The organism is Microcoleus sp. AT8-B5, assembly GCF_036705565.1.
GTDB lineage: Bacteria > Cyanobacteriota > Cyanobacteriia > Cyanobacteriales > Microcoleaceae > Microcoleus.
The window spans coordinates 1-21,658 of the sequence record NZ_JAUBUY010000026.1; the positions used below are offsets into that span (position 1 = coordinate 1).

17 protein-coding genes are annotated in these 21,658 nt (G+C 44.5%); 12 read left to right on the top strand and 5 right to left on the bottom strand.

The window, feature by feature from the left end:
* The 4 genes from QUB39_RS18185 to QUB39_RS18200 all read left to right on the top strand — a co-directional run.
* A partial coding sequence (locus QUB39_RS18185; RefSeq protein ID WP_333210345.1) for a PAS domain S-box protein occupies window positions 1-3,366 on the top strand: 3,366 nt, incomplete at its 5' end.
* The gene (locus tag QUB39_RS18190) at window positions 3,363-4,739 is read left to right on the top strand and encodes a response regulator (RefSeq protein WP_333210343.1); all 1,377 of its coding nucleotides are present in this window, start codon (window positions 3,363-3,365) and stop codon (window positions 4,737-4,739) included. The genes QUB39_RS18185 and QUB39_RS18190, both read left to right, overlap by 4 nt.
* 69 nt (window positions 4,740-4,808) lie before the next feature.
* Entirely contained in the window at window positions 4,809-4,934 is a 126-nt protein-coding gene (locus tag QUB39_RS18195) for a hypothetical protein (RefSeq protein ID WP_333485124.1), read from the top strand.
* Between the two features lie 90 nt (window positions 4,935-5,024).
* Window positions 5,025-6,038: a poly(ethylene terephthalate) hydrolase family protein gene (locus tag QUB39_RS18200; RefSeq protein ID WP_333210341.1), complete on the top strand. Its 1,014-nt coding sequence runs from the start codon at window positions 5,025-5,027 to the stop codon at window positions 6,036-6,038.
* A gap of 45 nt (window positions 6,039-6,083) precedes the next feature.
* Here QUB39_RS18200 and QUB39_RS18205 read toward each other — a convergent pair whose 3' ends face one another.
* The 3 genes from QUB39_RS18205 to QUB39_RS18215 form a co-directional block, all read right to left on the bottom strand.
* Window positions 6,084-6,239 (bottom strand): helix-turn-helix domain-containing protein, encoded by a 156-nt coding sequence (locus QUB39_RS18205; RefSeq protein ID WP_333053959.1) that lies wholly within the window; start codon window positions 6,237-6,239, stop codon window positions 6,084-6,086.
* A 226-nt stretch (window positions 6,240-6,465) separates the two neighbouring features.
* Window positions 6,466-8,544 (bottom strand): SpoIIE family protein phosphatase, encoded by a 2,079-nt coding sequence (locus QUB39_RS18210; RefSeq protein WP_333053798.1) that lies wholly within the window; start codon window positions 8,542-8,544, stop codon window positions 6,466-6,468.
* Between the two features lie 9 nt (window positions 8,545-8,553).
* Window positions 8,554-9,531: an ABC transporter substrate-binding protein gene (locus QUB39_RS18215; RefSeq protein ID WP_333053799.1), complete on the bottom strand. Its 978-nt coding sequence runs from the start codon at window positions 9,529-9,531 to the stop codon at window positions 8,554-8,556.
* 660 nt (window positions 9,532-10,191) lie between these two features.
* Between QUB39_RS18215 and QUB39_RS18220 the strand changes: the two genes are divergently transcribed.
* From QUB39_RS18220 to QUB39_RS18230, 3 genes are all read left to right on the top strand, one after another.
* Window positions 10,192-11,763, top strand: coding sequence for an NAD(P)H-quinone oxidoreductase subunit N (locus tag QUB39_RS18220; RefSeq protein ID WP_333210348.1), 1,572 nt, complete (start codon window positions 10,192-10,194; stop codon window positions 11,761-11,763).
* Between the two features lie 143 nt (window positions 11,764-11,906).
* On the top strand, window positions 11,907-12,506 hold the full coding sequence (locus QUB39_RS18225; protein WP_333053801.1) for a Uma2 family endonuclease: 600 nt from the start codon (window positions 11,907-11,909) through the stop codon (window positions 12,504-12,506).
* 105 nt (window positions 12,507-12,611) lie between these two features.
* A complete protein-coding gene (locus QUB39_RS18230) occupies window positions 12,612-13,028 on the top strand; it encodes a GNAT family N-acetyltransferase (RefSeq protein WP_333053802.1) in 417 nt (138 codons plus the stop codon).
* Window positions 13,029-13,030: 2 nt separating this feature from the next.
* Here the strand turns inward: QUB39_RS18230 and QUB39_RS18235 are convergent, their stop codons facing one another.
* Together QUB39_RS18235 and QUB39_RS18240 are read right to left on the bottom strand one after the other, a co-directional pair.
* Window positions 13,031-13,390 (bottom strand): Spx/MgsR family RNA polymerase-binding regulatory protein, encoded by a 360-nt coding sequence (locus QUB39_RS18235; protein WP_333053803.1) that lies wholly within the window; start codon window positions 13,388-13,390, stop codon window positions 13,031-13,033.
* Between the two features lie 29 nt (window positions 13,391-13,419).
* The gene (locus tag QUB39_RS18240) at window positions 13,420-13,863 is read right to left on the bottom strand and encodes a DUF4332 domain-containing protein (protein WP_333053804.1); all 444 of its coding nucleotides are present in this window, start codon (window positions 13,861-13,863) and stop codon (window positions 13,420-13,422) included.
* 395 nt (window positions 13,864-14,258) lie between these two features.
* Here QUB39_RS18240 and QUB39_RS18245 point away from each other — a divergent pair, with 395 nt between their 5' ends.
* From QUB39_RS18245 to QUB39_RS18265, 5 genes are all read left to right on the top strand, one after another.
* Window positions 14,259-15,647: an aminopeptidase P family protein gene (locus QUB39_RS18245; protein WP_333210338.1), complete on the top strand. Its 1,389-nt coding sequence runs from the start codon at window positions 14,259-14,261 to the stop codon at window positions 15,645-15,647.
* A 57-nt stretch (window positions 15,648-15,704) separates the two neighbouring features.
* A complete protein-coding gene (locus tag QUB39_RS18250; protein WP_333240572.1) occupies window positions 15,705-17,390 on the top strand; it encodes an adenylate/guanylate cyclase domain-containing protein in 1,686 nt (561 codons plus the stop codon).
* A gap of 209 nt (window positions 17,391-17,599) precedes the next feature.
* Window positions 17,600-18,586, top strand: coding sequence for a GntR family transcriptional regulator (locus QUB39_RS18255; protein ID WP_333053807.1), 987 nt, complete (start codon window positions 17,600-17,602; stop codon window positions 18,584-18,586).
* A gap of 261 nt (window positions 18,587-18,847) precedes the next feature.
* On the top strand, window positions 18,848-19,522 hold the full coding sequence (locus QUB39_RS18260) for a nitroreductase family protein (protein ID WP_333053808.1): 675 nt from the start codon (window positions 18,848-18,850) through the stop codon (window positions 19,520-19,522).
* Window positions 19,523-19,681: 159 nt separating this feature from the next.
* Window positions 19,682-21,571: a hypothetical protein gene (locus QUB39_RS18265; protein WP_333210334.1), complete on the top strand. Its 1,890-nt coding sequence runs from the start codon at window positions 19,682-19,684 to the stop codon at window positions 21,569-21,571.
* Window positions 21,572-21,658 lie beyond the last annotated feature (87 nt).

Below are 21,658 nucleotides of genomic sequence, written 5' to 3' on the forward strand. Positions count from 1 at the left end.
TTGATGGGTCATATTTCTAGTGCTCACCATTATTTTTACCGTTGTCTGATTTTAACGGCTCTGTATTCAGAGGTTTCTGAATTGGAGCGACAAGATTACTGGCTGCAATTAGAAGCTAATCAGAAGCAAATTAAAGTTTGGGCGGATAATTGCTCGGAAAGTTTTGCACATAAGTTCTCGCTGGTGGCGGCAGAAATGGCGAGAATTTCAGGTTTTGATTTGTCGGCGATGGATTTGTACGATCGCGCGATTGCTGAGGCTAGAGAGCATGATTTTATTCAGAATGAAGCGCTGGCGGCGGAATTGGCTGCTAAGTTCTGGTTGGGGAAGGAGAAAGAAGAATTTGCCCAAATCTATTTGACTAAGGCTCACTATGGCTATCAATATTGGGGTGCTAAACGTAAAGTTGAGAGTTTGGAGGAGAAGTTTCCTCAGTTAATTGCCAGAAGTTCAGGGAAGACAACTACTCAAACAAAAAACCGCACAACGACGGCGACTACTAGCAGCAATTTGGGTGAGACGCTAGATTTAACTACGGTGATGAAAGCTTCTTTCGCGATTTCGGGTGAAATTGTTTTGAGTAGGTTGCTGGAAAGATTGATGAAAATTGCGATCGAGAATGCGGGGGCGCAAAAAGGTTTTTTGATTTTAGAAAAAGCGGGAAACTGGACCCTTGAGGCGGAAGGTTCGGTGCAGGAGGATGAAGTTAGTGTGTTGCAATCGCTTCCTCTCAATCCGATAGCAGCTTCTGGGGGTTCTCCTTTGCTTGCTTGTGCGATCGCCAATTATGTGATTCGCACTCAGGAAAATGTGGTGTTAAATAATGCGGCTCAAGAGGGACAATTTACTCGCGATCCTTATATTGCAGCTACTCAACCGAAGTCTATTCTTTGCACTCCTCTGCTGCACCAAGGTAAGTTGACTGGCCTTCTTTATTTGGAAAATAATCTGACTGAAGGGGCTTTTACTACGGATCGGCTTGAGTTGTTAAAACTTTTATCTGCCCAAATTGCTATTTCCATTGAGAATGCTCAGCTTTACGATCGATTAGGGGAATACTCGCGAACGCTGGAACGTAAGGTTATAGAAAGAACGCAAGAATTGCAACAGGAAATCGCTGTTAGGATGCAGACAGAAAGAGCCTTGGGCAAGTCTGAGGAAAAGTTTTCTAAAGCCTTTCGTTCCAGTCCTAACCCGATCGCGATCGCCCGATTTGCAGATGGACGCTACATCGAAGTGAACGACAGTTTCCTCAGCACTTTTAGCTACTCTCGCGAACAGGTAATTGGTTTTACAGCAATTGATTTGAATTTTTGGGGTAATTTAGAAGAATGTGACAGATACAGACAGCTCTTGCAAGAATCAGGAGTGGTTCGCAATCAGGAATTCGATTGTCGTACTTCATCAGGCGAGGTGAGGAAGATGCTGGTATCAGCAGATATTATTGAGCTGGGTGGAGAAGCGTGTATTCTGTTAGTCACTAACGACATTACCGAGCGTCAAAGGGTAGAAGAAGCGCTCAAAGAAAGCGAGGCTAAATACCGTGACTTAGTTGAAACATCGCAGGATATGATTTGGTCACTTGATATCGAAGGGCGTTATACCTTCGTCAACGCTGCTGTAAAACATATATTTGGCTACTTGCCTAAAGAAATGATAGGGCGAAAATTTAGTGATTTTCAGCTACCTGAACAACTTCCAAAAGATAAAAAGATATTCCAACGTATGCTGAATGGAGAGTCTGTATTTCAGTATGAAACTATACAATTAGCTAAAGATAGTAGACCTATCAATCTCCGGTTTAATTCACTTGTATTGCGGGATTCCGAGGGAAAAATTCTCGGAATAACTGGCACAGCTAGCGATATTACGGAAAGTAAAAAAGCAGAGGCAGCCTTACAAAAATCCAAAGAAGTTGCAGATGCGGCTAACAAGGCTAAAAGCGAATTTTTATCAAAAATGAGTCACGAATTGCGAACTCCCCTCAATGCAATTCTCGGCTTTACCCAAGTGCTGGCGCGCGACTCATCCCTTTCTCAGATACAGCAGGGACAGATAGGCATCATTAGTCGTTCTGGCGAGCATTTGCTGACGCTGATTAATGACGTGCTGGAAATGTCTAAAATAGAGGCAGGTCGGATTACCTTAAATCCTACTAGCTTTGACCTGTATCATTTGCTCCATTCTCTCGAAGAAATGCTCAAAATTAAAGCGGATTCTAAAGATTTACAGCTCAGTTGGCACATCGATTCTAACATTCCTCAGTATGTAAAAACTGACGAAAGTAAATTGCGTCAAGTATTGATTAATCTGCTAGGAAATGCGATAAAGTTTACGAGCAAGGGAAGTGTGACGCTTAGGGTAGCAGCAATTAGTGCGAAACAAAAGTCCCCAACAGACAACGAACCACGGACTATTACGTTTGAAGTGGAAGACACTGGTTACGGCATTGCTCCTACTGAGCTAGATTCTTTATTTAAGGCTTTTGTGCAAACTGACGCAGGTCGGAAATCTCAAGAAGGAACAGGCTTGGGTTTACCAATCAGCCGACAATTCGTACAACTGATGGGAGGAGACATTACCGTCAGCAGTACCTTGCATCGAGGAACAATTTTTAGTTTTGATATCCAAATTAGTTCCCCAGAGATGGCTGAAGTTCAACCTCGACAATCAAGAAGGCGGGTAATTGGTTTACAACCCAACCAACCCTCATATCGCATCTTGGTGGTTGATGATAAATGGGAAAGCCGTTTGCTATTGGTTCATCTTCTCGAACCGCTTGGCTTGGAGGTGCGCGAAGCAGTAAATGGTCAAGAAGCTATTAGAATCTGGGAAACTTGGAAACCTCACCTAATTTGGATGGATATGCAAATGCCTGTGATAGACGGGTATGAGGCTACCAGACAAATTAAAGCCAAGATTCAAGATGAGGCTACCCCAATTGTTGCGTTGACCGCTAGCGCTTTTGAGGAAGAGCGAGCCATTGTTTTATCATCAGGCTGTGACGATTTTGTGAGCAAGCCTTTTCAAGAAGAAGTGATTTTTGCCAAAATGGCTGAACATTTAGGGGTACAGTATATTTATGAAGATTTACCGAACTTTACATTATCTCAGCTTGAGGGTCAAGACCTGAGTGTAAAAGCAGAGGAAAAAACTGAAAATTTAAGGACAACTTTGGCGAAAATGCCTGCTGAGTGGGTGATACAGTTACATCAAGCAGCTATCGATGCTGATGCCGACCTGATTTTAAGTTTAGTCGCCACAATCCCCGAATATAATAAGTCTTTCCCGGAGACCATCGCTGATTGGGCTAACAACTTTCGATTTGATAAAATTACTGACTTAACCGAACAAATTATCCCATGAACAGCCAGCCATTAGCATCTCATGTTGCCAATCTTTTAGTGGTTGACGATACCCCCGACAACCTGCGTCTTTTATCGACTATGCTGAGGGACAAAGGATATAAAGTTAGGGGCGTAATAAACGGGGAAATGGCATTAAAAGCAGCGCGTTCTACCCCACCAGATTTGATTTTGCTCGACATCTCTATGCCCCAGATGAACGGCTACGAAGTTTGCCAACATTTAAAAGCGGATGCCAGAACTTCGGGTATTCCAGTTATTTTCTTGAGCGCCCTAGATCGAGTGTTGGATAAAGTCAAAGCATTTGCTGTAGGAGGAGTAGACTACATCACCAAGCCATTTCATTTAGAAGAAGTTTTAGCTCGTGTCGAAAATCAACTAACTATTCAGCGTTTGCAAAAAAAAATGCACGAGCAAAATGCGCGATTGCAGGAGTCTGAGGCTAAAGAGCGGAATAAATCCCAACAACTAGAGCTGGCTCTACAACAGTTACAAAATGCACAAGCTCAGCTCATCCAAAGCGAGAAAATGTCAAGTTTAGGGAATGTCGTAGCGGGGGTAGCTCACGAAATTAACAATCCGATTAGTTTCATTAAAGGGAACCTCTCGCCCGTAAGGGAGTACACTGAAGATTTGCTGAGGCTGGTGCAACTTTACACAGAAGATTTCCCCAATCCCACAGCAGCTATCCAGGAACAACTGGAGGCAATCGATTTCGCTTTTCTCAGGAATGACTTGCCGAAGCTAATTGCTTCTATGAGCATAGGAGCTGATCGAATTGGAGAAATAGTGCAATCGCTGCGGAATTTTTCCCGACTCGATGAAGCTGAGTTAAAAGCGGTGGATATCCATGAAGGAATTGAGAGTACGCTGATGATTTTGCAGCATCGGCTGAAAGATGAAGCACAGCAAACGATAATTAAAGTGGTAAAAGAGTATGATAATCTGCCAAAGATAGAATGCTACGCGGGGCAAATGAATCAGGTTTTTATGAATGTTCTGACTAATGCGATTGAAGCGTTGCAATCCCCAAAACGTTGGGCAAATGATGTAGATGATAGCAGCTCGATCCCTACTATTACTATTTGCACGAAGTTACTCTCCGACTTTCAAGTGGGTATTTATATTACTGATAATGGCCTCGGCATAACCGAAGAGATTCAACAACGCATATTTGAGCCATTTTTTACAACGAAGACAGTGGGAACAGGGAAGGGTTTGGGGTTATCGATTAGCTATACTATTGTAGTGGACGACCACGGGGGACAACTGAGTTGTTTTTCGATACCGGATCAAGGGGCGACATTGGCAATCGAAATTCCGATTTACCACTCTAGAAAAGGTTTTTATAAAGAGGATTTGGTCGGGCTATAAGCCACACTAAACTTCAAGTATTCAAAAATGGTGTAAGATCGGGAATCGTGTTTATTTAGGAGTCATATCATGTTCGATCGATTAACCATACTATCCCGGTCGGGGCGGGTTTTTGAGATTGTCAATTATTGGCAGGTATTGTGGGTGAACCCGCCCCTACACAAATTGCGATCGAGGGGACATGATATCATTTGATTGGCAATTTTTACACAAATTTCCCTTAATGGCAAGTCGCCAACTTGCTTTTTTTTAGTAGCTGATGCACGCACTCTCAAACCCAAAATAATGATGAATTTAAACCATGATTTTTTTTCAGTAAAAACTCTAGCAATTATTTGTGTAATTGCTGCGTTTGTTGTCATTGGTGGCAAAGTTTTTGCGACAATAATCGATGATAGACCGCCATTTAAAGAGACTAGCTTTTACAGTACGACTATATCGGGTAATAACGATTTAGTTGATATTTATTATCCTAAACCATCCGATCTTAATTCTGGTAATTACTCTTTTCCCATTGTGCTTTTATTGCAAGGTGCGCTTGTAGATAAATCATTTTATTCAGATTACGCTAGCCATGTGGCACGGTACGGCTTTGTGGTGGTTGTTCCGAACCATTTGCGGCCTTCGCCCTTCAATCCCACTTCACCGCCTAATTTGGCGTCGGAAACTTCCCAAATTGGGGCGGTTTTGTCTCAAATGGCGATCGAAAATACAAAGCCCACATCTCCGATCGCGTCTGTTATCGATACGCAGCGCCTTGGTTTATTGGGTCATTCTTTTGGTGGTGCAGTGGGGTTATCGGTGATTGCTAACAAATGTCTCCCAGAATTGTATTTGTGTCAAGAGCCATTTACGCGCCCGAAAGAACTATTAGCTGCTGCATTTTTTGGAGCTAACTTGCGGAATCCTATTGCTAATGAATTTGTACCCATCGCTAATGATGGCATTGCAGTGGCGTTGATTCAAGGATCTATCGATGGTGTCGCCCTGCCCGATCGAGCTCAAAGCACTTTTGACCAAATTCAAACACCACCCAAAGCTTTGATTACTGTTATGGGTGCAAATCACTTCGGCATTACCGATGTTAATAACCCCGCTGGTGCGATGCCCGATCGCAATACTGCTACCTTAGAGCGAGCCGTGGGTATTGAAACGATCGCCCGTTGGAGCGCGCTATTTTTGCGGGCACATATGCTTAAAGATCGATCGGCATTTGATTATATTTACTCTCAAGGTGACGCCCTCGATCCGAATGTCCGTGTTACCACCGTTGCAGTTCCCAAACCATCTTCTAAGTAGCTACCTAAAAAACGTAAGATAGATTAAGGCTAATACATAGTGTGCCTAACTTTTTATTATTTGGGATCGCCGATCTGACAGACCGCGAGCACTATATTGTTTTAAGCATCTATGTACAGTAATTCTATGTACACCTAAACGTTCAGCTACATCTGTAAGGCTTTTAATCGCTCCAGTCTTTAACCAATAAAGTGCCTGAATTTTTTATTTATTAGGTAGAGTTCCCTGCTCTGACTAAATTATTTTTAACTCGTATGCTATTAAATCCATTCTTTCTTAGTAGTTTACTTTCATAAATTATTCCTCAAACTAGGTTCTTCATTTTAGGATTTTATTGGGTATAGCAAAACCATTTGATTTGTAAACAATTGATTCAATCATCACAAGCGTTTCAGGTTGTTCTACATTCACGACTCAAATAGACGTGCTATATAATATTATTATTAACTAAATTTCCATTTTCAGTAACCTCAGCCTGCCGCTTAAAGACTAGCAACGTAATATCATCAAACACTTTCTGCTTACCAATATGTTGCCGCACATCTACAATCACCGCATCCTTAACTCCTGCTGCAGACTTGTGCCAATTTTGACTAATTACTTGACACAATTGCTTTAGTCCATACTGCTTTTTGCGGATGTTATAGGCTTCTGGAATCCCATCAGTATAAAGCACCACGCCATCTCCAGGTTCTAGCTCAATCAGGACGTGACTGATGAAGTCTGCGATATCATCATCTAAAGCGATCGGGAAGCCTAACTCCATCGTGTCGATGCGCTCAACATCTCCATTTTTTCGCACCACTAGCGTTTCTTCATGCTGACCGCTGATGCTGATCCGTCCTTCGGAGTAGTTCAAAATCGCCAGCGTCAGACTTTTCTCAGAATTCATGCGCTGCACGTTTTTGTAGAGGGTACGGTTGAGTACATCCAGGAATCGAACTGGATCTAGTCCACGAATCTCTTGCAGGGTGCGAACTGAGGTTTGCGCCATCAGCATTAGAATGCCGCTTTCCAGGCCATGTCCGGTGACATCACCGATCGCCAGTGTGACAACACCATCGATCTGTAGCACGTCGTAGTAGTCCCCTCCTACTTCATCGGCGGGTTCCATGTATCCGGCGATATCTAGTCCCTCAATTTCCAGTTCATGAGGGTTAGGCAAAATCATTTGCTGGATCTGACGCGCCACATTCACTTCTGCACCTAAACGGAGGTTGTCTACTTTGAGTTTTTCGTTGAGGGTCATGATTTCCTGATTAGCATTAGCGAGTTCTGATGTTCGTTCTTTAACTTTGTCTTCGAGGGTTTCAAATGATTCTTGAATTTGCCTCGCCATGCTGTTGAAGGATCGTGCTAGCAGACCAATTTCGTCTCGCGATCCCATCTTCACACGCATATCTAAGTGACCCGCCGTAAACTGGGCAACCGCTTGGGTGAGGTAAATCAGAGGCTTGGTTAATAGTTGTGCGATCGCCAAAGCGATGATAGTTACAATTGTGGCGATGATTGCTAATAAAAGAAGTGCATCCTGTATTTGTTTTTCTACAGGTGCTAGGGCAACGGCAATGGGTTGTGCGAAAAGAACTGACCAAGGTTGATATTGCAGGCGGGCGATCGCTAAGAGGCTTAACTCATTATTACCCGTAGCTGTCAATCGTGTGATTAGATAAGGCTGTTTAGTGTCTAAAGCCTGCTTGATGTCGGGCAAATTGATTGCAAGTTCTTCCGTTATATTTTTAGGCAAACGCCCTTCGCGTTGCAGTTTCACTACAACATTGGGTGACAAAGGTACAATTGATTTGAAAAGGAGTTCCGGTGTAGTGCTATGTGCCAGATGGATATAGTTCTCATCTAAAAGAACGGCTAACGATTTCGCACCTGCACGTTCAGTTTTCCGACTCACCAACTGCTGGACAGATGTGGCATTGTATGTCACCCGCAATACACCCAATATATTTCCCTTCGCATCGCGAACAGGACTGCTAAAGAAGAGCGTAACGAGGTTGGGAATTGTCGGCGATTGCCTAATGCTAGAAACAAAAGATAGTTGAGTTTTGAGCGGTTCTTGGAAGTAATCTTGACCGGATTCATCTCGTCCCACATCCAGTGTATTCGTATCGAGTACATTCCGTCCCTTTAAGTTGAGCAAGGCATAGGAGATAATATTAAGCGTATCTTTGCGACTGAGCCTGGTTAAGGTTTCAGTCGCTAACATCTCTTGGGGACTACCATTTCGCCGTTCTGGAGGTATGCCCAGATAGGCAGCCAAACCTGGTAAAATCGCTTCTACGCGCACGGCATTGAGATTCCCATCGATAAACCCATCTATTCTGTAAGCGGTTTCGTTAGCCGCCGCAGATAGCGCTTGTCGTGCGTTGTCGGTCAATGCCTTTTCAGTTGTCTGCTTGTTGACAAATGCTAGCAACAGCAACGGAATCAGAGCAACGACGAGAAACGACACGATTAACTTTGTACGAATGCTGTTGAAAAACAATCGCTTCATGGTTTGAGACTAGGAGGGGGGGGTTAAGAAAGAAGAATTGAACAAGGTTTCTAGATTGGGAAGGCGCGTCACATTGCCAGCGCGAATAAAAAAGTCCGTATATTTTTTGGCAGTTTTGTAGATATAATTATGACTGTTTGATTGAAATAAATTTTGATTGTCTGCAAAGTCAGTAAAGTCTATTCCGTCGAAAGAAATGGTATTGATGGGCATATTCAATGCTTTGCTGACGATCTCCTTTCCTTCGGTAATATTTGCTTCCCAATATGACAAGCCTTGAAGCCAGCCTCGCACAAAGGCGCGAATATCTTCGGGGCGATCGCGTATCACCTCACCCCGAAACGCGATTAAATCCAAAATTAAGCCTGGGGTTTGTTTGCTTGTAAACAGGATATGCGCCCCTAATTTTAATGCTTCAGAAAGATAGGGTTCCCAAGTGTGTCCTGCTTGGATAGCATTGTTTTGTAAGCGATTGGGAACTTCAAAAGTCTCGACTTTAACCAGTCTAACATCATCGCTTGTCAGCTTAGAGGTTTTCAACATCTCAGTAACGAAAACCTCGCTAAAGTCGCCTAGAGTTGCACCAAGCTTTTTTCCTTTCAAGTTAGGGATTGTTTTAATATCCGATTGCGCGACTACCACATCTGCCCCTGTCGATTCATCCACAACCATCACAGCTTGCATATCAGGATATGTGGCACTCAAAATCACAAAATCGCCCAAGGTCAATGCGATCGCATCATACTTCCCTGCACTGAAATCCGCGAAAAGCAATTGTGAGTGCTTTATATAGCTGAGTTCCACGTCTACCCCTTGCGCTTTGAAGAATCCTTTCTCTTGAGCAATGATCAGAGGTGTATAGCCAACAAAAGGAACACAAGATACTTTTAGGGCAGGAGGTTTTACTTTTAGAGGTGCCGAAGACTGACAAGCAAACAGCAGCCAGCAGGTAATAAATATACAGATGTAATTGAGTAATTTAGACATACTAGCTAGAGGATTCTTGGTGTAAAAAAGCCGACTCATATTTTCTTGATCCCGATCGACCTAAGTGCATCTTCCGCAATAGCCACTAAACTTGTTCCGGCGGCGATATCTAGAACAAGCTTGCCCGATCGCACTTTGACCAATTCTACTAACCGAGTTGCAGCTTGTTTGTGAAATTCATTTTCCTAGTCGGGGCGGTTGTTGAAGTCATTGATAATCTGCGGTTTGTAGGCACTTAGCGAGTCAGTCAATCGATTTTCGATTTTCGATTTTCGATTTTAGAATTGAAGCATTGACTTGTGCGAGATAAATTCGGGGGATCCTTTATCGGATACAGGTTTTTTATTTCTGGACGGATGAATCACGTGGCGGGTATCCTCGATGCTTTCAGTCATGGCGAATTATTGGTTTAACTTTCTACATTGTGGCAGTTATGGTCGATCGCGACTCTAGTCGCAGGTGACATCACTCAGCAATCTCTACAATGCCCGCCCATGTATGCAAAACCGCTACCGAGTATCAACTCTCCGGCAACAAACACCCGCCCAATTGGGATCGCGAAGCTGTAATCCGCTACAATCTGTGTTTGGTAAAGAATTTTTACAAGTTCACAGCCCATTACAGCCTTTGCGGCTTGTACTACCCAACCTGCCTGAAAATATGGATTTTGCTACTCTTGCTGCCCAGCTAAATGCTGGAACTATCTTGCCAGAGGGAATTGTCATCATCACCCTCTTGGTGGTTCTCGTCGGCGATTTAATCGTAGGCCGCAGTTCATCTGGTTGGACTCCCTACGTTGCCGTTGCGGGTTTGCTAGCCGCCGTCGCTGCCTTGTGTTTGCAGTGGGATAACGTTGATACCATCTCGTTTCTAGGCGGTTTTAACAGCGATGCCTTGAGTTTAGTGTTTCGCGGAATTATCGCTTTGACTGCGGCTGTCACTATTTTGATATCCGTCCGCTATGTACTGCAAACTGGTACTGCTTTAGCGGAATTCATCGGCATTTTACTCACCGCTACTTTGGGGGGAATGTTCCTCAGCGGCGCTGATGAATTGGTGATGATTTTTATTTCGTTGGAAACTCTGAGTATCTCGTCTTATTTGCTGACGGGTTACACAAAACGCGACCCGCGTTCCAATGAAGCTGCTTTGAAATATTTGTTAATTGGGGCTTCTTCTTCGGCGGTGTTTCTCTACGGGATTTCGCTGCTGTACGGATTGTCGGGGGGCGAAACTCAGTTAAGTGCGATCGCTGCTAACCTTTCTACTGTGAACGAAGGTCAATCTCTCGGTTTGGTGATTGCTTTAGTTTTTGCGATCGCCGGCATCGCCTTCAAAATCTCTGCGGTTCCCTTCCACCAATGGACTCCAGACGTTTACGAAGGTTCTCCTACACCCGTTGTTGCCTTTCTTTCTGTCGGTTCCAAAGCAGCCGGTTTTGCCCTAGCAATCCGCTTGTTAACAACTGCTTTCCCCGCACTTATCGAACAGTGGCACTTCGTGTTCACGGCCTTAGCCATTCTCAGCATGGTGTTAGGAAATGTGGTTGCCCTCGCCCAGACTAGCATGAAGCGGCTTTTGGCTTATTCGTCGATCGCCCAAGCCGGTTTTGTGATGCTGGGTTTGATTGCAGGAACAGAAGCCGGTTACTCCAGCATGATATTTTATCTGTTGGTTTACCTGTTTATGAACTTGGGCGCTTTCGCCTGCATCATCCTGTTCTCGCTGCGGACTGGAACCGACCAAATTAGCGAATACTCCGGTTTGTACCAAAAAGACCCGCTGTTAACTTTAGCCTTAAGTATTTGCCTGCTTTCTCTCGGTGGAATTCCGCCCCTGGCTGGATTTTTCGGCAAAATCTATCTGTTCTGGGCCGGCTGGCAAGCAGGACTTTACGGCTTAGTTATTCTGGGATTAATTACCAGCGTAGTTTCGATTTACTACTACATCCGCGTGGTCAAGATGATGGTAGTAAAAGAACCTCAAGAAATGTCAGACGCGGTGAAAAATTATCCCGAAGTTCGCTGGAACCTTCAGGGAATGCGGCCTTTGCAAGTCAGCGTTGTACTCACTTTGGTGGCGACAACATTGGCGGGAATTTTGTCGAATCCTTTGTTTAATTTGGCCAATGATGCTGTTACCAAAACTCCCATGTTGCAGTCGGCTTTGAGTCAGGTGCAACCTGTTGTGGGTGCGAAAATTGACTCTAATTTGGTGTCTAGCCGGGATTAATTTTTCCTGTTTTTGAAATAGTGGAAAACGCCTGACTCTTTGCAGTTGGGCGTTTCTTTTTTGTTGTGATATACTGTTAATTATGATTTTTAACCGCAGATGTAGGCAGATTAACGCAGATAAAAGTTAGTACAGAGGCAACAATGTTAGTACAAAGTAAGGCAAAGTTTTATACTCCAGATGAGTACCGGGAGTTAGAGGAAACTGCTGAGTTTAGAAATGAATACCGCGATGGAGAAATTGTACAAATGAGTGGTGGTAGTATTAATCACAGCCGGATTATCCGAAATTTGAGTAGAGTCTTGGGAAATTTGCTTGAGGGGCAGCCCTATGAGCTTTTTCACAACGATTTGCGGTTGTGGATTCCTCGGTATCGACGGGGAACTTACCCGGATGTGATGGTGATTGAAGGGGAGCCAGTTTTTACCGAGGGACGCAGTGATGAGATCCTCAATCCGATGCTCATCGTGGAAGTGCTTTCTAAGTCTACCAAGGATTTCGATCGAGAGGATAAGTTTCGGTTTTATCGATCTATCCCTGAATTCTGTGAATATGTGTTAGTCAATCAATCTGAGTTTTTAGTCGCACAATATATTAAAACCGAACCAAATGAATGGTTATTTCGGGAATATGAGGGAGAGACAGCAACAGTTTCTTTTGCTTCCTTGGGAGTGCAAATGTCGATGAGCGAGATTTATGCAAAAGTGGTATTTGAAAGCCCGGAAACGGAAGTGCAGCAGTAAACTTCATGCTATGGGGTGAAGCAATGTCTAGCTTGGTAACAGTAAAACAATAATAACTTGGTGGGTGGTGAGGACTTTAGTCTTCTAATTTTTATGAGGGAAGATATGGATAACTACCGAATTGTCGAAACTTTGACCGAAAGCCAGGTTTCCGACTTGATGGATTTGTACAAAAACGAGTTTTGGAGCGACAAGCGGACGCGGGAGGATGTTGTGAAAATGCTGGAGGCAACTGATGTTACCATTGGTTTTGTCGATGAGACCGATCGACTAATTGGCATTACCCGCGTCATTACCGATTTTGTCTACAGAGCCATGATTTTTGATGTCATCATCAAGCCGACACACAGAAAGATGGGACTGGGTGCGAAGTTGATGGATGCAGTTTTAACTCATCCCAAATTGCAAGCTGTCGAGCATTTTTATCTTAATTGTTTGCCGAACATGATGCCGTTTTACGAGCGTTGGGGTTTCTCGGATGATGTGGGCGAACTTAAGTTTTTGCGGCGAACAACTGGCTGAACTTAGCCCCTTGAAAGCTCCAATTTTTCTCGAATTACGTCTTCTTTGAAACCTACTAAAACAGCCGTTCCATCTTTAACGAAAAGAGGACGTTTCAGCAGCATCGCATCCTTAGCAAAAGCATCTACCCACTGTTCGCTAGTCCAATTTTTCTTGTCATCGCCCAAAGCGCGGTAAGATTGACCGGAAGTATTTCGCATGGGTTCAAAACCTAAAGCAGCTACCCAGCTTTGGATTGTTTCGCGAGTCGGCGGCTGTTCTTTTGTGTTAATGAACTCGTAATTAACATCGCTATCTTTGAGCCACTGGAAAGCTTTTTTGCAGGTTCCGCAGTTGGGGATTCCGTAAACTTGAATTGACATAATAATGACTACTAACTAATGACTAATGACTAATGACTACTGACTAATCTAGCTTGTTGAACCCATTTTTGCACGCGATCGACTGAAGGAGTCAAGTCATTGCGCTGCATTGTCGCTACGTGCAGCCTTAAAACTTGTTGGTGCAATCTCTCCACGGGCATTTGAGCCAATTGAGCCGGAGAAGCAACGCCGGCGTGCAGTAACAGCCCGCAATACTGACACCCTACACTTGGAATTCCAGCCAAATTTGCCATCGCTACCCATTTATTAACATATTGAATGTTAATCTGTAATTGATTGGCTAGCAACACTTTCGCCGCTTGCGTTTTCGTCAGGCGAATTAGTTGTCCGGTTGTGGTGATGCTGCACTCTTCCAGTTGAGATTGGTTTTCCTTGCTCAATCCCGGTAAATGTGCGATCGGCCAGTCGCGTACTTGCACAGAAGTTTGAGGAGCTTTATGAGAAATTTTCATGTTTTTTCAGTGAATTTTACTTATACTTTAAAGTCTAAATTATAAAACAGTCAATAGAGGATATCGCTCACGTCACCCTATCAACAAAAACCAGACCAAGGAATTTGACTCATTGCGGGTGTTGTGATAATTATGCTAATTTCCTACAAAGTAGCACTTTCAGCCGGTTTTCCTGCCTGTGGCTCAGGCTTACTGCTTAACCACATCATCCGGGCGATGACGACAAAGACTATAAAAAAGACAGCCTATAAATGCTAGCAAAAAATAAGTGACAGATGAGAATTTTCTCAAAAATGGCTGCCAAATTGACCGTCAGAATTTTAGGGCTTTAATGCTGAGAATGCAAAAACTTGTGGCTGACTGTAAACCCAACTCAAAATTATAGGTTTTTACCCATGACAATTACACAAGGTGATGATTTGTTAACTAATATTCTACACCAACGGCGGCAAAAACTGGCCAGTTTAATTAATTTTCCGGTAATTTTATGGTCGGGGCGCAGCATTCCTCGCAATTATCCGGCACTTACTTATCCCTTTCGTGCCAGCAGTCAATTTCTATATTTTGCTGGTTTGCCCTTAGAAAATGCTGCCATTCGCTTAGAATCGGGCAAATTAGAATTGTTCTTAGATGACGCACCTGCTAGCAGCACTCTTTGGCACGGAGAAATGCCGAAAAGAGCAGAAATTGCCGCACTAATTGGGGCTGATGCTGCTTTCCCAATGGCCGAATTGAAATCGCGATCTACAAATGCAGCAACGATCGCAATTCAGGATTCTTGGACTCAGTTGCAACAGCGTGAAATTCTCGATCGCCCTCTCGCACCGCCCAAATCGCCAACCGGAATTGACCTAGAATTAACCAAGGCAATTATATCTCTGCGCCTGAGCCACGATGCAGCCAGTTTGGCCGAATTGCGTCAAGCTGCCGCTGTCACCGTAGAAGCTCACAAAGCGGGAATGGTGGCAACCCGAAATGCTCAAATTGAAGCGGGGGTGCGCGCTGCAATGGAAAGTGTCATCATCTCCAAAAACATGACCTATGCCTATCCCAGTATCGTGACTGTGCATGGAGAAGTGCTGCACAGCGAACATTATCACAATCCCCTACAAACAGGAGATTTGCTGTTAGCAGATGTCGGCGCGGAAACATCAACGGGATGGGCGGCTGATGTGACTCGCACTTGGCCGGTTTCTGGCAAGTTTTCTCCGACTCAAAGAGCGATTTATGATGTGGTTTTGGCAGCGCACGATGCTTGTATTGATAAAATTAGTCCGGGGGTGGAATATCAAGACATTCATCTGTTAGCTGCTCGGATTATGGCGGAAGGATTAGTTGATTTAGGTATTTTGCGGGGTAATGTTGAAGATTTGGTAGACATGGATGCTCATGCGCTATTTTTTGTGCACGGTATCGGACATTTAATCGGTTTGGATGTTCACGATATGGAAGATTTAGGCGATTTGGCTGGCTATGAAGAAGGAAGAACCAGAAGCAGTCGGTTTGGGTTGGGGTTTTTGCGGTTGAATCGAGTTTTGCGTCCGGGAATGCTAGTATCGATCGAACCGGGATTTTATCAAGTTCCGGCAATCTTAAATCACCCAGAAAATCGCGCTAAATATGAAGATTTTGTGAACTGGGAGGAGTTGGAAAATTTTGCCGATGTGCGCGGAATACGCATAGAAGATGATATACTTGTCCTCGATGAGGGTAGAGAAGTATTGACAGGGAAATTGCCCACAACAGCTCCAGAGATTGAGGAGTTAGTTGCGGTAAATACGTAAGTTGAGCCGAGTTATATCGCACATACGCAGTTTTATCAGGTGTGAAAAAAGATAAAAATGAATAAAGGTTGGCCAAGAAATCTTTCGATATTAGTTAAAAAACTGGTTTCGCAAGTCAGAAAAATCGTAGCACTAATACTTCCACGCATTGTTCGCCAACCTATAACCTCGCGGCCTCCGATGCAAGCTGCACCTTTGCCCAGCAACGAAGAAGAGAGGCTAGAAGCACTTCACCGCTACAACATTCTCGACACAGAAGCCGAAGCAGCTTTTGACGATCTAACAGCTTTAGCATCTTATATTTGCGGCACTCCGATTGCTTTAGTTAGCTTAATAGATTCTAACCGACAGTGGTTTAAATCCAAAGTCGGTCTGGAAGCGCCAGAAACTCCGAGAGAGTTAGCTTTTTGCGCCCACGCTATTTTAAATCCCAACGAATTGCTAGTTGTACCCAATACTCTAGATGACAATCGCTTTGTCGGCAATCCGCTAGTAACTTCCGATCCAAATATTCGGTTTTATGCTGGAGCCCCGCTAGTAACTCCTGATGGTTATCCGATCGGCACTTTGTGCGCGATAGATACAGTTCCTCGTAATCTCACCCCAGAACAGCTAGAAGCGCTGCGGACTTTAGGAAGGCAAATTATTAGTCAAATGGAGTTGCGAATTAATCTGGCTAAATTAGAGCGCGCGCAGGTGAGGCAAAAACAAGTAGAAGCAAAACTCCGCTCTACTGACGAGCAAATTGTCAATTGTTTAGAAGCAATGAGCGATGCTTTTTTTGCTTTCGATCCCCAGTGGCGATTTACTTACGTCAATTACAAAGCAGCGCAATTTTTGAATCGATCGCCGGAAGAACTTTACGGTAAAAATTTTTGGGAAGAGTTTCCCGAATTCACGAATTCGGATTTTTATAAAGAGTATCATGAAGCTGTAGCCAAACAAATTGGGGTGGCTTTTGAAAAATATTATCGTCCCTTAAAACTGTGGCTGGAAGTCCGAGTTTTTCCTTCTCACGACGGCATTTCTGTGTTTTTTCATGACATAACTAAGCGCAGGCAGATGGAGTCTGCACTCATGAAAGAACAGAAAAAAACAGAAAGTTTACTGCTAAATATTTTGCCAGAACCGATTGTCACTCGGTTGAAGCACGAACCGGGGGTAATTGCAGACAAGTTTGAAAAAGCAACAATTCTTTTTGCTGACCTGGTGAATTTCACCCAAATTTCTACTACCATGTCTGCCACTAAATTAGTGTACTTGCTGAATGAAATTTTCTCAGGTTTTGACGGACTGAGTGAGAAGCACGGCTTAGAAAAAATTAAGACGATCGGGGATGCTTACATGGTAGCAGCAGGTATTCCCATTGAACGTCCAGACCACGCAGAGGCGATCGCCGAAATGGCGCTGGATATGCTAGTAGCAATTGAGAAATTAAATGTGAAGCTAGACGCGAAATTTGACCTCCGCATCGGGATTAATAGCGGCCCGGTGGTAGCGGGGGTAATCGGCACTAAAAAATTCATTTACGATTTGTGGGGAAATGCGGTAAATACAGCCAGCCGCATGGAATCTCACGGCATAACAGGCCGCATTCAAGTCAGCCACTATACTTATGACTTACTGCAGGATAAATATGAATTTGAAGATCGTGGCGAGATCGAGATTAAAGGTAAAGGGCAAATGCAAACTTATTTGCTGACGGGTAGAAAAACAGTAAGCGATCTCAAAATTCTAGAGTAAATAAAGCTAAGAGTTGAAAGTACCTGATTGTTGAGGAAACTCTGCAGGCTGCGATCGATCGCCTCTTCGGGGCGATCGCCCGCTCGGCAGAACGGCTGCAGCAGAGCAGCCAAATAAGATTATGCTATAGACAGAGATATCGCAGCAATCCTAGGCGCGGTACTCGACCTTATAAAAATACTAAGTTGAAGTCGTCGGAGCCTTTAATAATGGTTCAATTTCATATTCAAACCGATAGCGATATTCCAGCATCCACCCAACTATTCAATCAAATCAGGTTTGCGATCGCCTCGCGACAATTTCCGCCCGGACACCGCTTGCCCAGCACCAGACAGCTAGCCATGCAGACGGGTTTGCACCGCAACACCATCAGCAAAGTATACCGCCAGCTCGAAAATACCGGACTCGTAGAAGCCCAAGCAGGATCGGGCATTTACGTCCGCGCTCAAGGCAACGAAGTTGTAGGCAACAAACTCAAATCTCCGATCCTCGAAGAATATCCCCTGGCTAACAAAATAGTACAAGGAAGTATCGATCAACTGCTGGAACAGGGCTGTACGCTCAACCAAGCGAGGGAATTATTTTTGACCGAAATTGACTGGCGGCTCAGGTGCAGCGCCCGCGTGGTCGTCACAGCCCCCACAGAAGACATCGGCGTGGGTGAACTGATGGCGAAAGAACTCGAACAAGCTCTCCGTATTCCCATACAGTTAGTGCCGATGGAACAGCTAGGTACTTTTTTGGATCAAATCTCTTCGGGAACTGTGATCACGAGTCGATATTTTATCGGAGAAGCAGAATCGATTTCGGCACCGCGTTCAGTGCGAGTTATTCCTGTAGACATCTATGACTACAGCCAGGAAATCCAGCTAGTCGGGGGTTTGCCGAAAGACAGTTATTTGGGTCTCGTTAGCCTGAGTCCGGGAATGCTACGATCGACCGAAGTCATCATCCACAGCATCCGGGGAGAGGATTTGCTGGTGATGACGGCCTTGGTTTCAGACGAGTACAAGATTAACTCGATCGTGCGATCGGCCAGAACAATTTTTTGCGACCAACCGAGTTTTGCTACAGTTAAAGCTGCCATCAATGCGGCTAGAGAAGATATTATTCGTCCCCCGCAACTGATCTGCTCCGAAAATTACATCGGATCTAAGTCGATTAATTTGCTCAAGCGCGAGTTGGGCTTGGGATGATACCATTTTCGATTTTCGATTTTCGATTTTCGATTAAAAAATTGGGAATGACTGCATAATGGTTGGGATATTCTTTAGAGTTGCATCCTTTTGGGAACTGGTATAATTCCCAATTCCTAATGGGCGTAAGCTGCCCACGGCGCACCCTAAATAATTAGGTTATTCGTCCAGGACTGAACTTGTAACTTTCAACTTCCAGTACCCGATACCGGATACCCAATTCCCAACTACCAATTACCAATTACCAATTACCAATTATCCATGACAATTGAAATCCAACCTTCAATTAATGTTAAAACGGCGATCGAAAGCCGGCGGGCCGCGCGCAGCTTCCAACCCGATCCGATTCCCCCAGCAATCTTGGCAGAGATTTTGCGATTGGGAGTGCGATCGCCCTCTGGTTACAACTTGCAGCCTTGGCGGTTTATCGTACTTCAAAACGCAGCCAGCAAAGAAAAATTAAAAACTTGCGCCTTCGATCAGCGCCAAGTGGTAGAAGCCCCAGTAGTATTAATCTGTTGTGGCGATCGGCGCGCCGGCAGCCCCGAAAACACCGAAGCCGTCATCGAATTGGGCAAAACCACAGGCGCAATGAATGACAATTTAGCAGGTTATATGCGACAAGCAATCCCGCAATTGTTCGAGAACCGTCCCTGCTTCGACTCCCTAGAAGCTTGGACAAACAGACATACAATGCTTGCAGTAGCCCACTTAATGATTGTGGCTAAAAGTTTTGGGGTAGACAGTTGTCCGATGGAAGGTTTTGTCAGCGCTAAGGTGAAAGAAGCCTTTCAAATCCCCGAAGAAGTAGATGTTTGCTGTTTGCTGCCGCTTGGTTATGCAGCCGCACCTTTCAAACAATATGGCGGGCGTTTTGACGTGACTCAAGTTTATTACAGCGAAAGTTATGGACAGGCTTTGCAAGCTGAGATTTGAGAGTTAAGATTTTGTGGCAACTTGAATTTTCCGAGTTAAGATTTGGAATGAATCGATGCCCAAGTTCAACCTAATCAAAAAACCCGACTGTTCTGCAATCTAAAATCTAAAATTCAAAATCTAAAATCGAAACTTGTGAGATAAGACAGAGGAGAAAATATGACAGCAGCAACGATCCAAAGCAACGCCCAACTTCTAGAAGTAAAATTGCAGCAACACTTGCAAGCAGCCGGATTTAAAAACTTACCGCTTTATATTAGTTGCGATTTTCGAGATGAATCTTTAACGGTTGTGGGAGAACACCCGCGCAGTTTAGTTCTCAAAGCCAAACCGACTTTTGCGGTGCTAGAAGCAGCAATTCTCGAAATAAAACCAGAATCTATTCAACAGATTGGACTTTGCCTAAAAATTACCGGGCAAAAACAGCCTTATGCTTTCCATTCTTTTACCATGCACAACCCTGTTTTGTCAAAACCAAAAACAGTGCTGTTGTTCAAAAAAACCGAGAATCCCCCTGCTGAAGAAACGGGGATAGTCTTAACAGAAAATGTGGTACAGACGGCGGATGTAGAGGAGGAGATACCGTTAGAAACAGATGAGAAAGATGCGTGGGATGAAGAATATTTCCCCAATTTTTCTGAGAGTTCCAGCAATTCCGATCCGATCGCCTTCAGCGTGCAAGCAATCCCGGCAGATATTGCAGACAATCCCTTCAATCCGCTGGATATGGAAGCGGTAACAGTTGCCCAAAAACCCAAGCAGTCACCGTTTGCGATGCTGGCTGCAGTAGGAATCATCAGTGTCGCCGCGCTAGTTTTGGCAGGCGGTTATTATATGCTGAGCCGCCCCTGCGTCATCGGAGAATGTAGTGCTTTAGCTAAGGCCAAACAGTTGAGCGAGAATTCGACGAAGACGCTGAAAACCTCAAAAGTTGCCAACAGCCCCCAAGAAGCGCAGAAACAGTTAAAACAGGCGATCGCCCTTTTGGAACCGATTCCCTCCTGGTCAATTCATCGCGGTGAAGCTCAAAGCGCCTTGGAAAGCTATCGTTCGCAAAATCAGAATTTAAACTCTGCGATCGATGCAGCGCGGCTCGCACAGTCAGCAGCCCAGAAAACCCAAAATCCGCCTTATTCTGCCGAGAAGGGGCAGGAAGCGCAAGCTCTGTGGCAAAGTGCGATCGCCGAACTCGGAGAAATCCCCGCAGACAGTCCAGTTTATCCGTTTGCTCAGAAAAAAAAGCAGGAGTACCGGAAGAATGTAGCAACTGGAAATCGGCAGTTAAGCACAGAGAAAACAGCGGAAAAAACGCTGCTCGCCGCCAAAAATACAGCCCAAATAGCAGAAGCTCGCGAAGCCGTAGCTCAGACAGCCGAGACTTGGGATCAAGTGCAATCAGGTTGGGAAGAAGCCCTCGTAATCCTATCAGAAATTCCCACGAACACGACATCTTACCAACAAGCTAAACTGTTAGTTCCCAAATACGAAACCAAACTTTCCGAAGCTCGCGAGCGCAAAAATGTCGAAGGAATTTCGGAAAATGCCTATACTCAAGCTGTGACTTTAGCAGCGGAAGCTCAAATTTTTGAGGGCAAAAACGCCTGGTTTAAAGCATCAGAATCCTGGCGAAGAGCTTTGAGTTACGCGGAGCAAGTGCCGGCGGCAACTGCCTATTCTCAGAAAGCCCAACCGCTGATCGCTTCCTACACAGCTTCATTGCAGCAAGCAGAAGTAAAGTTGCAGGAAGAAAGGAACCTGCAAAAAGCCCGCACGGATTTAGATAGAACTTGCAAAGGCAACCCCAAGATTTGCGACTATACTGTTAGCAAAGATTTGATTGCGGTGCAGATGACTCCAGGTTACGTGCAGAAACTGCAACAAACTTTCATTCAAGCAAACAACAACAATGCTGTGAAGACTCGCCAAGCTGTAGAAAACCACGTTCAAACGTTGCAAAAAGCTTTGGAGGCGATCGCCGAAAACGCCAAAATCCCGATGCAGGTGTACGATGGCGAAGGCAAGCGGATTGGGAGCCACGAACCGAAGTAGCCGGGATTTGAACATATTGTAGGGTTGGTTGACCGCGGCAATTCAATTAAGCCACCAATAGGTAAATATTTAACCGCGGCTAACCCA

Excerpts from the sequence above, each read along its gene's own strand:
- QUB39_RS18190 (WP_333210343.1), top strand. The coding sequence starts at position 3,363 with ATGAACAGCCAGCCATTAGCATCTCATGTTGCCAATCTTTTAGTGGTT.
- QUB39_RS18195 (WP_333485124.1), top strand. The coding sequence starts at position 4,809 with ATGTTCGATCGATTAACCATACTATCCCGGTCGGGGCGGGTTTTTGAG.
- QUB39_RS18200 (WP_333210341.1), top strand. The coding sequence starts at position 5,025 with ATGATGAATTTAAACCATGATTTTTTTTCAGTAAAAACTCTAGCAATT.
- QUB39_RS18210 (WP_333053798.1), bottom strand. The coding sequence starts at position 8,544 with ATGAAGCGATTGTTTTTCAACAGCATTCGTACAAAGTTAATCGTGTCG.
- QUB39_RS18215 (WP_333053799.1), bottom strand. The coding sequence starts at position 9,531 with ATGTCTAAATTACTCAATTACATCTGTATATTTATTACCTGCTGGCTG.
- QUB39_RS18220 (WP_333210348.1), top strand. The coding sequence starts at position 10,192 with ATGGATTTTGCTACTCTTGCTGCCCAGCTAAATGCTGGAACTATCTTG.
- QUB39_RS18225 (WP_333053801.1), top strand. The coding sequence starts at position 11,907 with ATGTTAGTACAAAGTAAGGCAAAGTTTTATACTCCAGATGAGTACCGG.
- QUB39_RS18230 (WP_333053802.1), top strand. The coding sequence starts at position 12,612 with ATGGATAACTACCGAATTGTCGAAACTTTGACCGAAAGCCAGGTTTCC.
- QUB39_RS18235 (WP_333053803.1), bottom strand. The coding sequence starts at position 13,390 with ATGTCAATTCAAGTTTACGGAATCCCCAACTGCGGAACCTGCAAAAAA.
- QUB39_RS18240 (WP_333053804.1), bottom strand. The coding sequence starts at position 13,863 with ATGAAAATTTCTCATAAAGCTCCTCAAACTTCTGTGCAAGTACGCGAC.
- QUB39_RS18245 (WP_333210338.1), top strand. The coding sequence starts at position 14,259 with ATGACAATTACACAAGGTGATGATTTGTTAACTAATATTCTACACCAA.
- QUB39_RS18250 (WP_333240572.1), top strand. The coding sequence starts at position 15,705 with ATGAATAAAGGTTGGCCAAGAAATCTTTCGATATTAGTTAAAAAACTG.
- QUB39_RS18255 (WP_333053807.1), top strand. The coding sequence starts at position 17,600 with ATGGTTCAATTTCATATTCAAACCGATAGCGATATTCCAGCATCCACC.
- QUB39_RS18260 (WP_333053808.1), top strand. The coding sequence starts at position 18,848 with ATGACAATTGAAATCCAACCTTCAATTAATGTTAAAACGGCGATCGAA.
- QUB39_RS18265 (WP_333210334.1), top strand. The coding sequence starts at position 19,682 with ATGACAGCAGCAACGATCCAAAGCAACGCCCAACTTCTAGAAGTAAAA.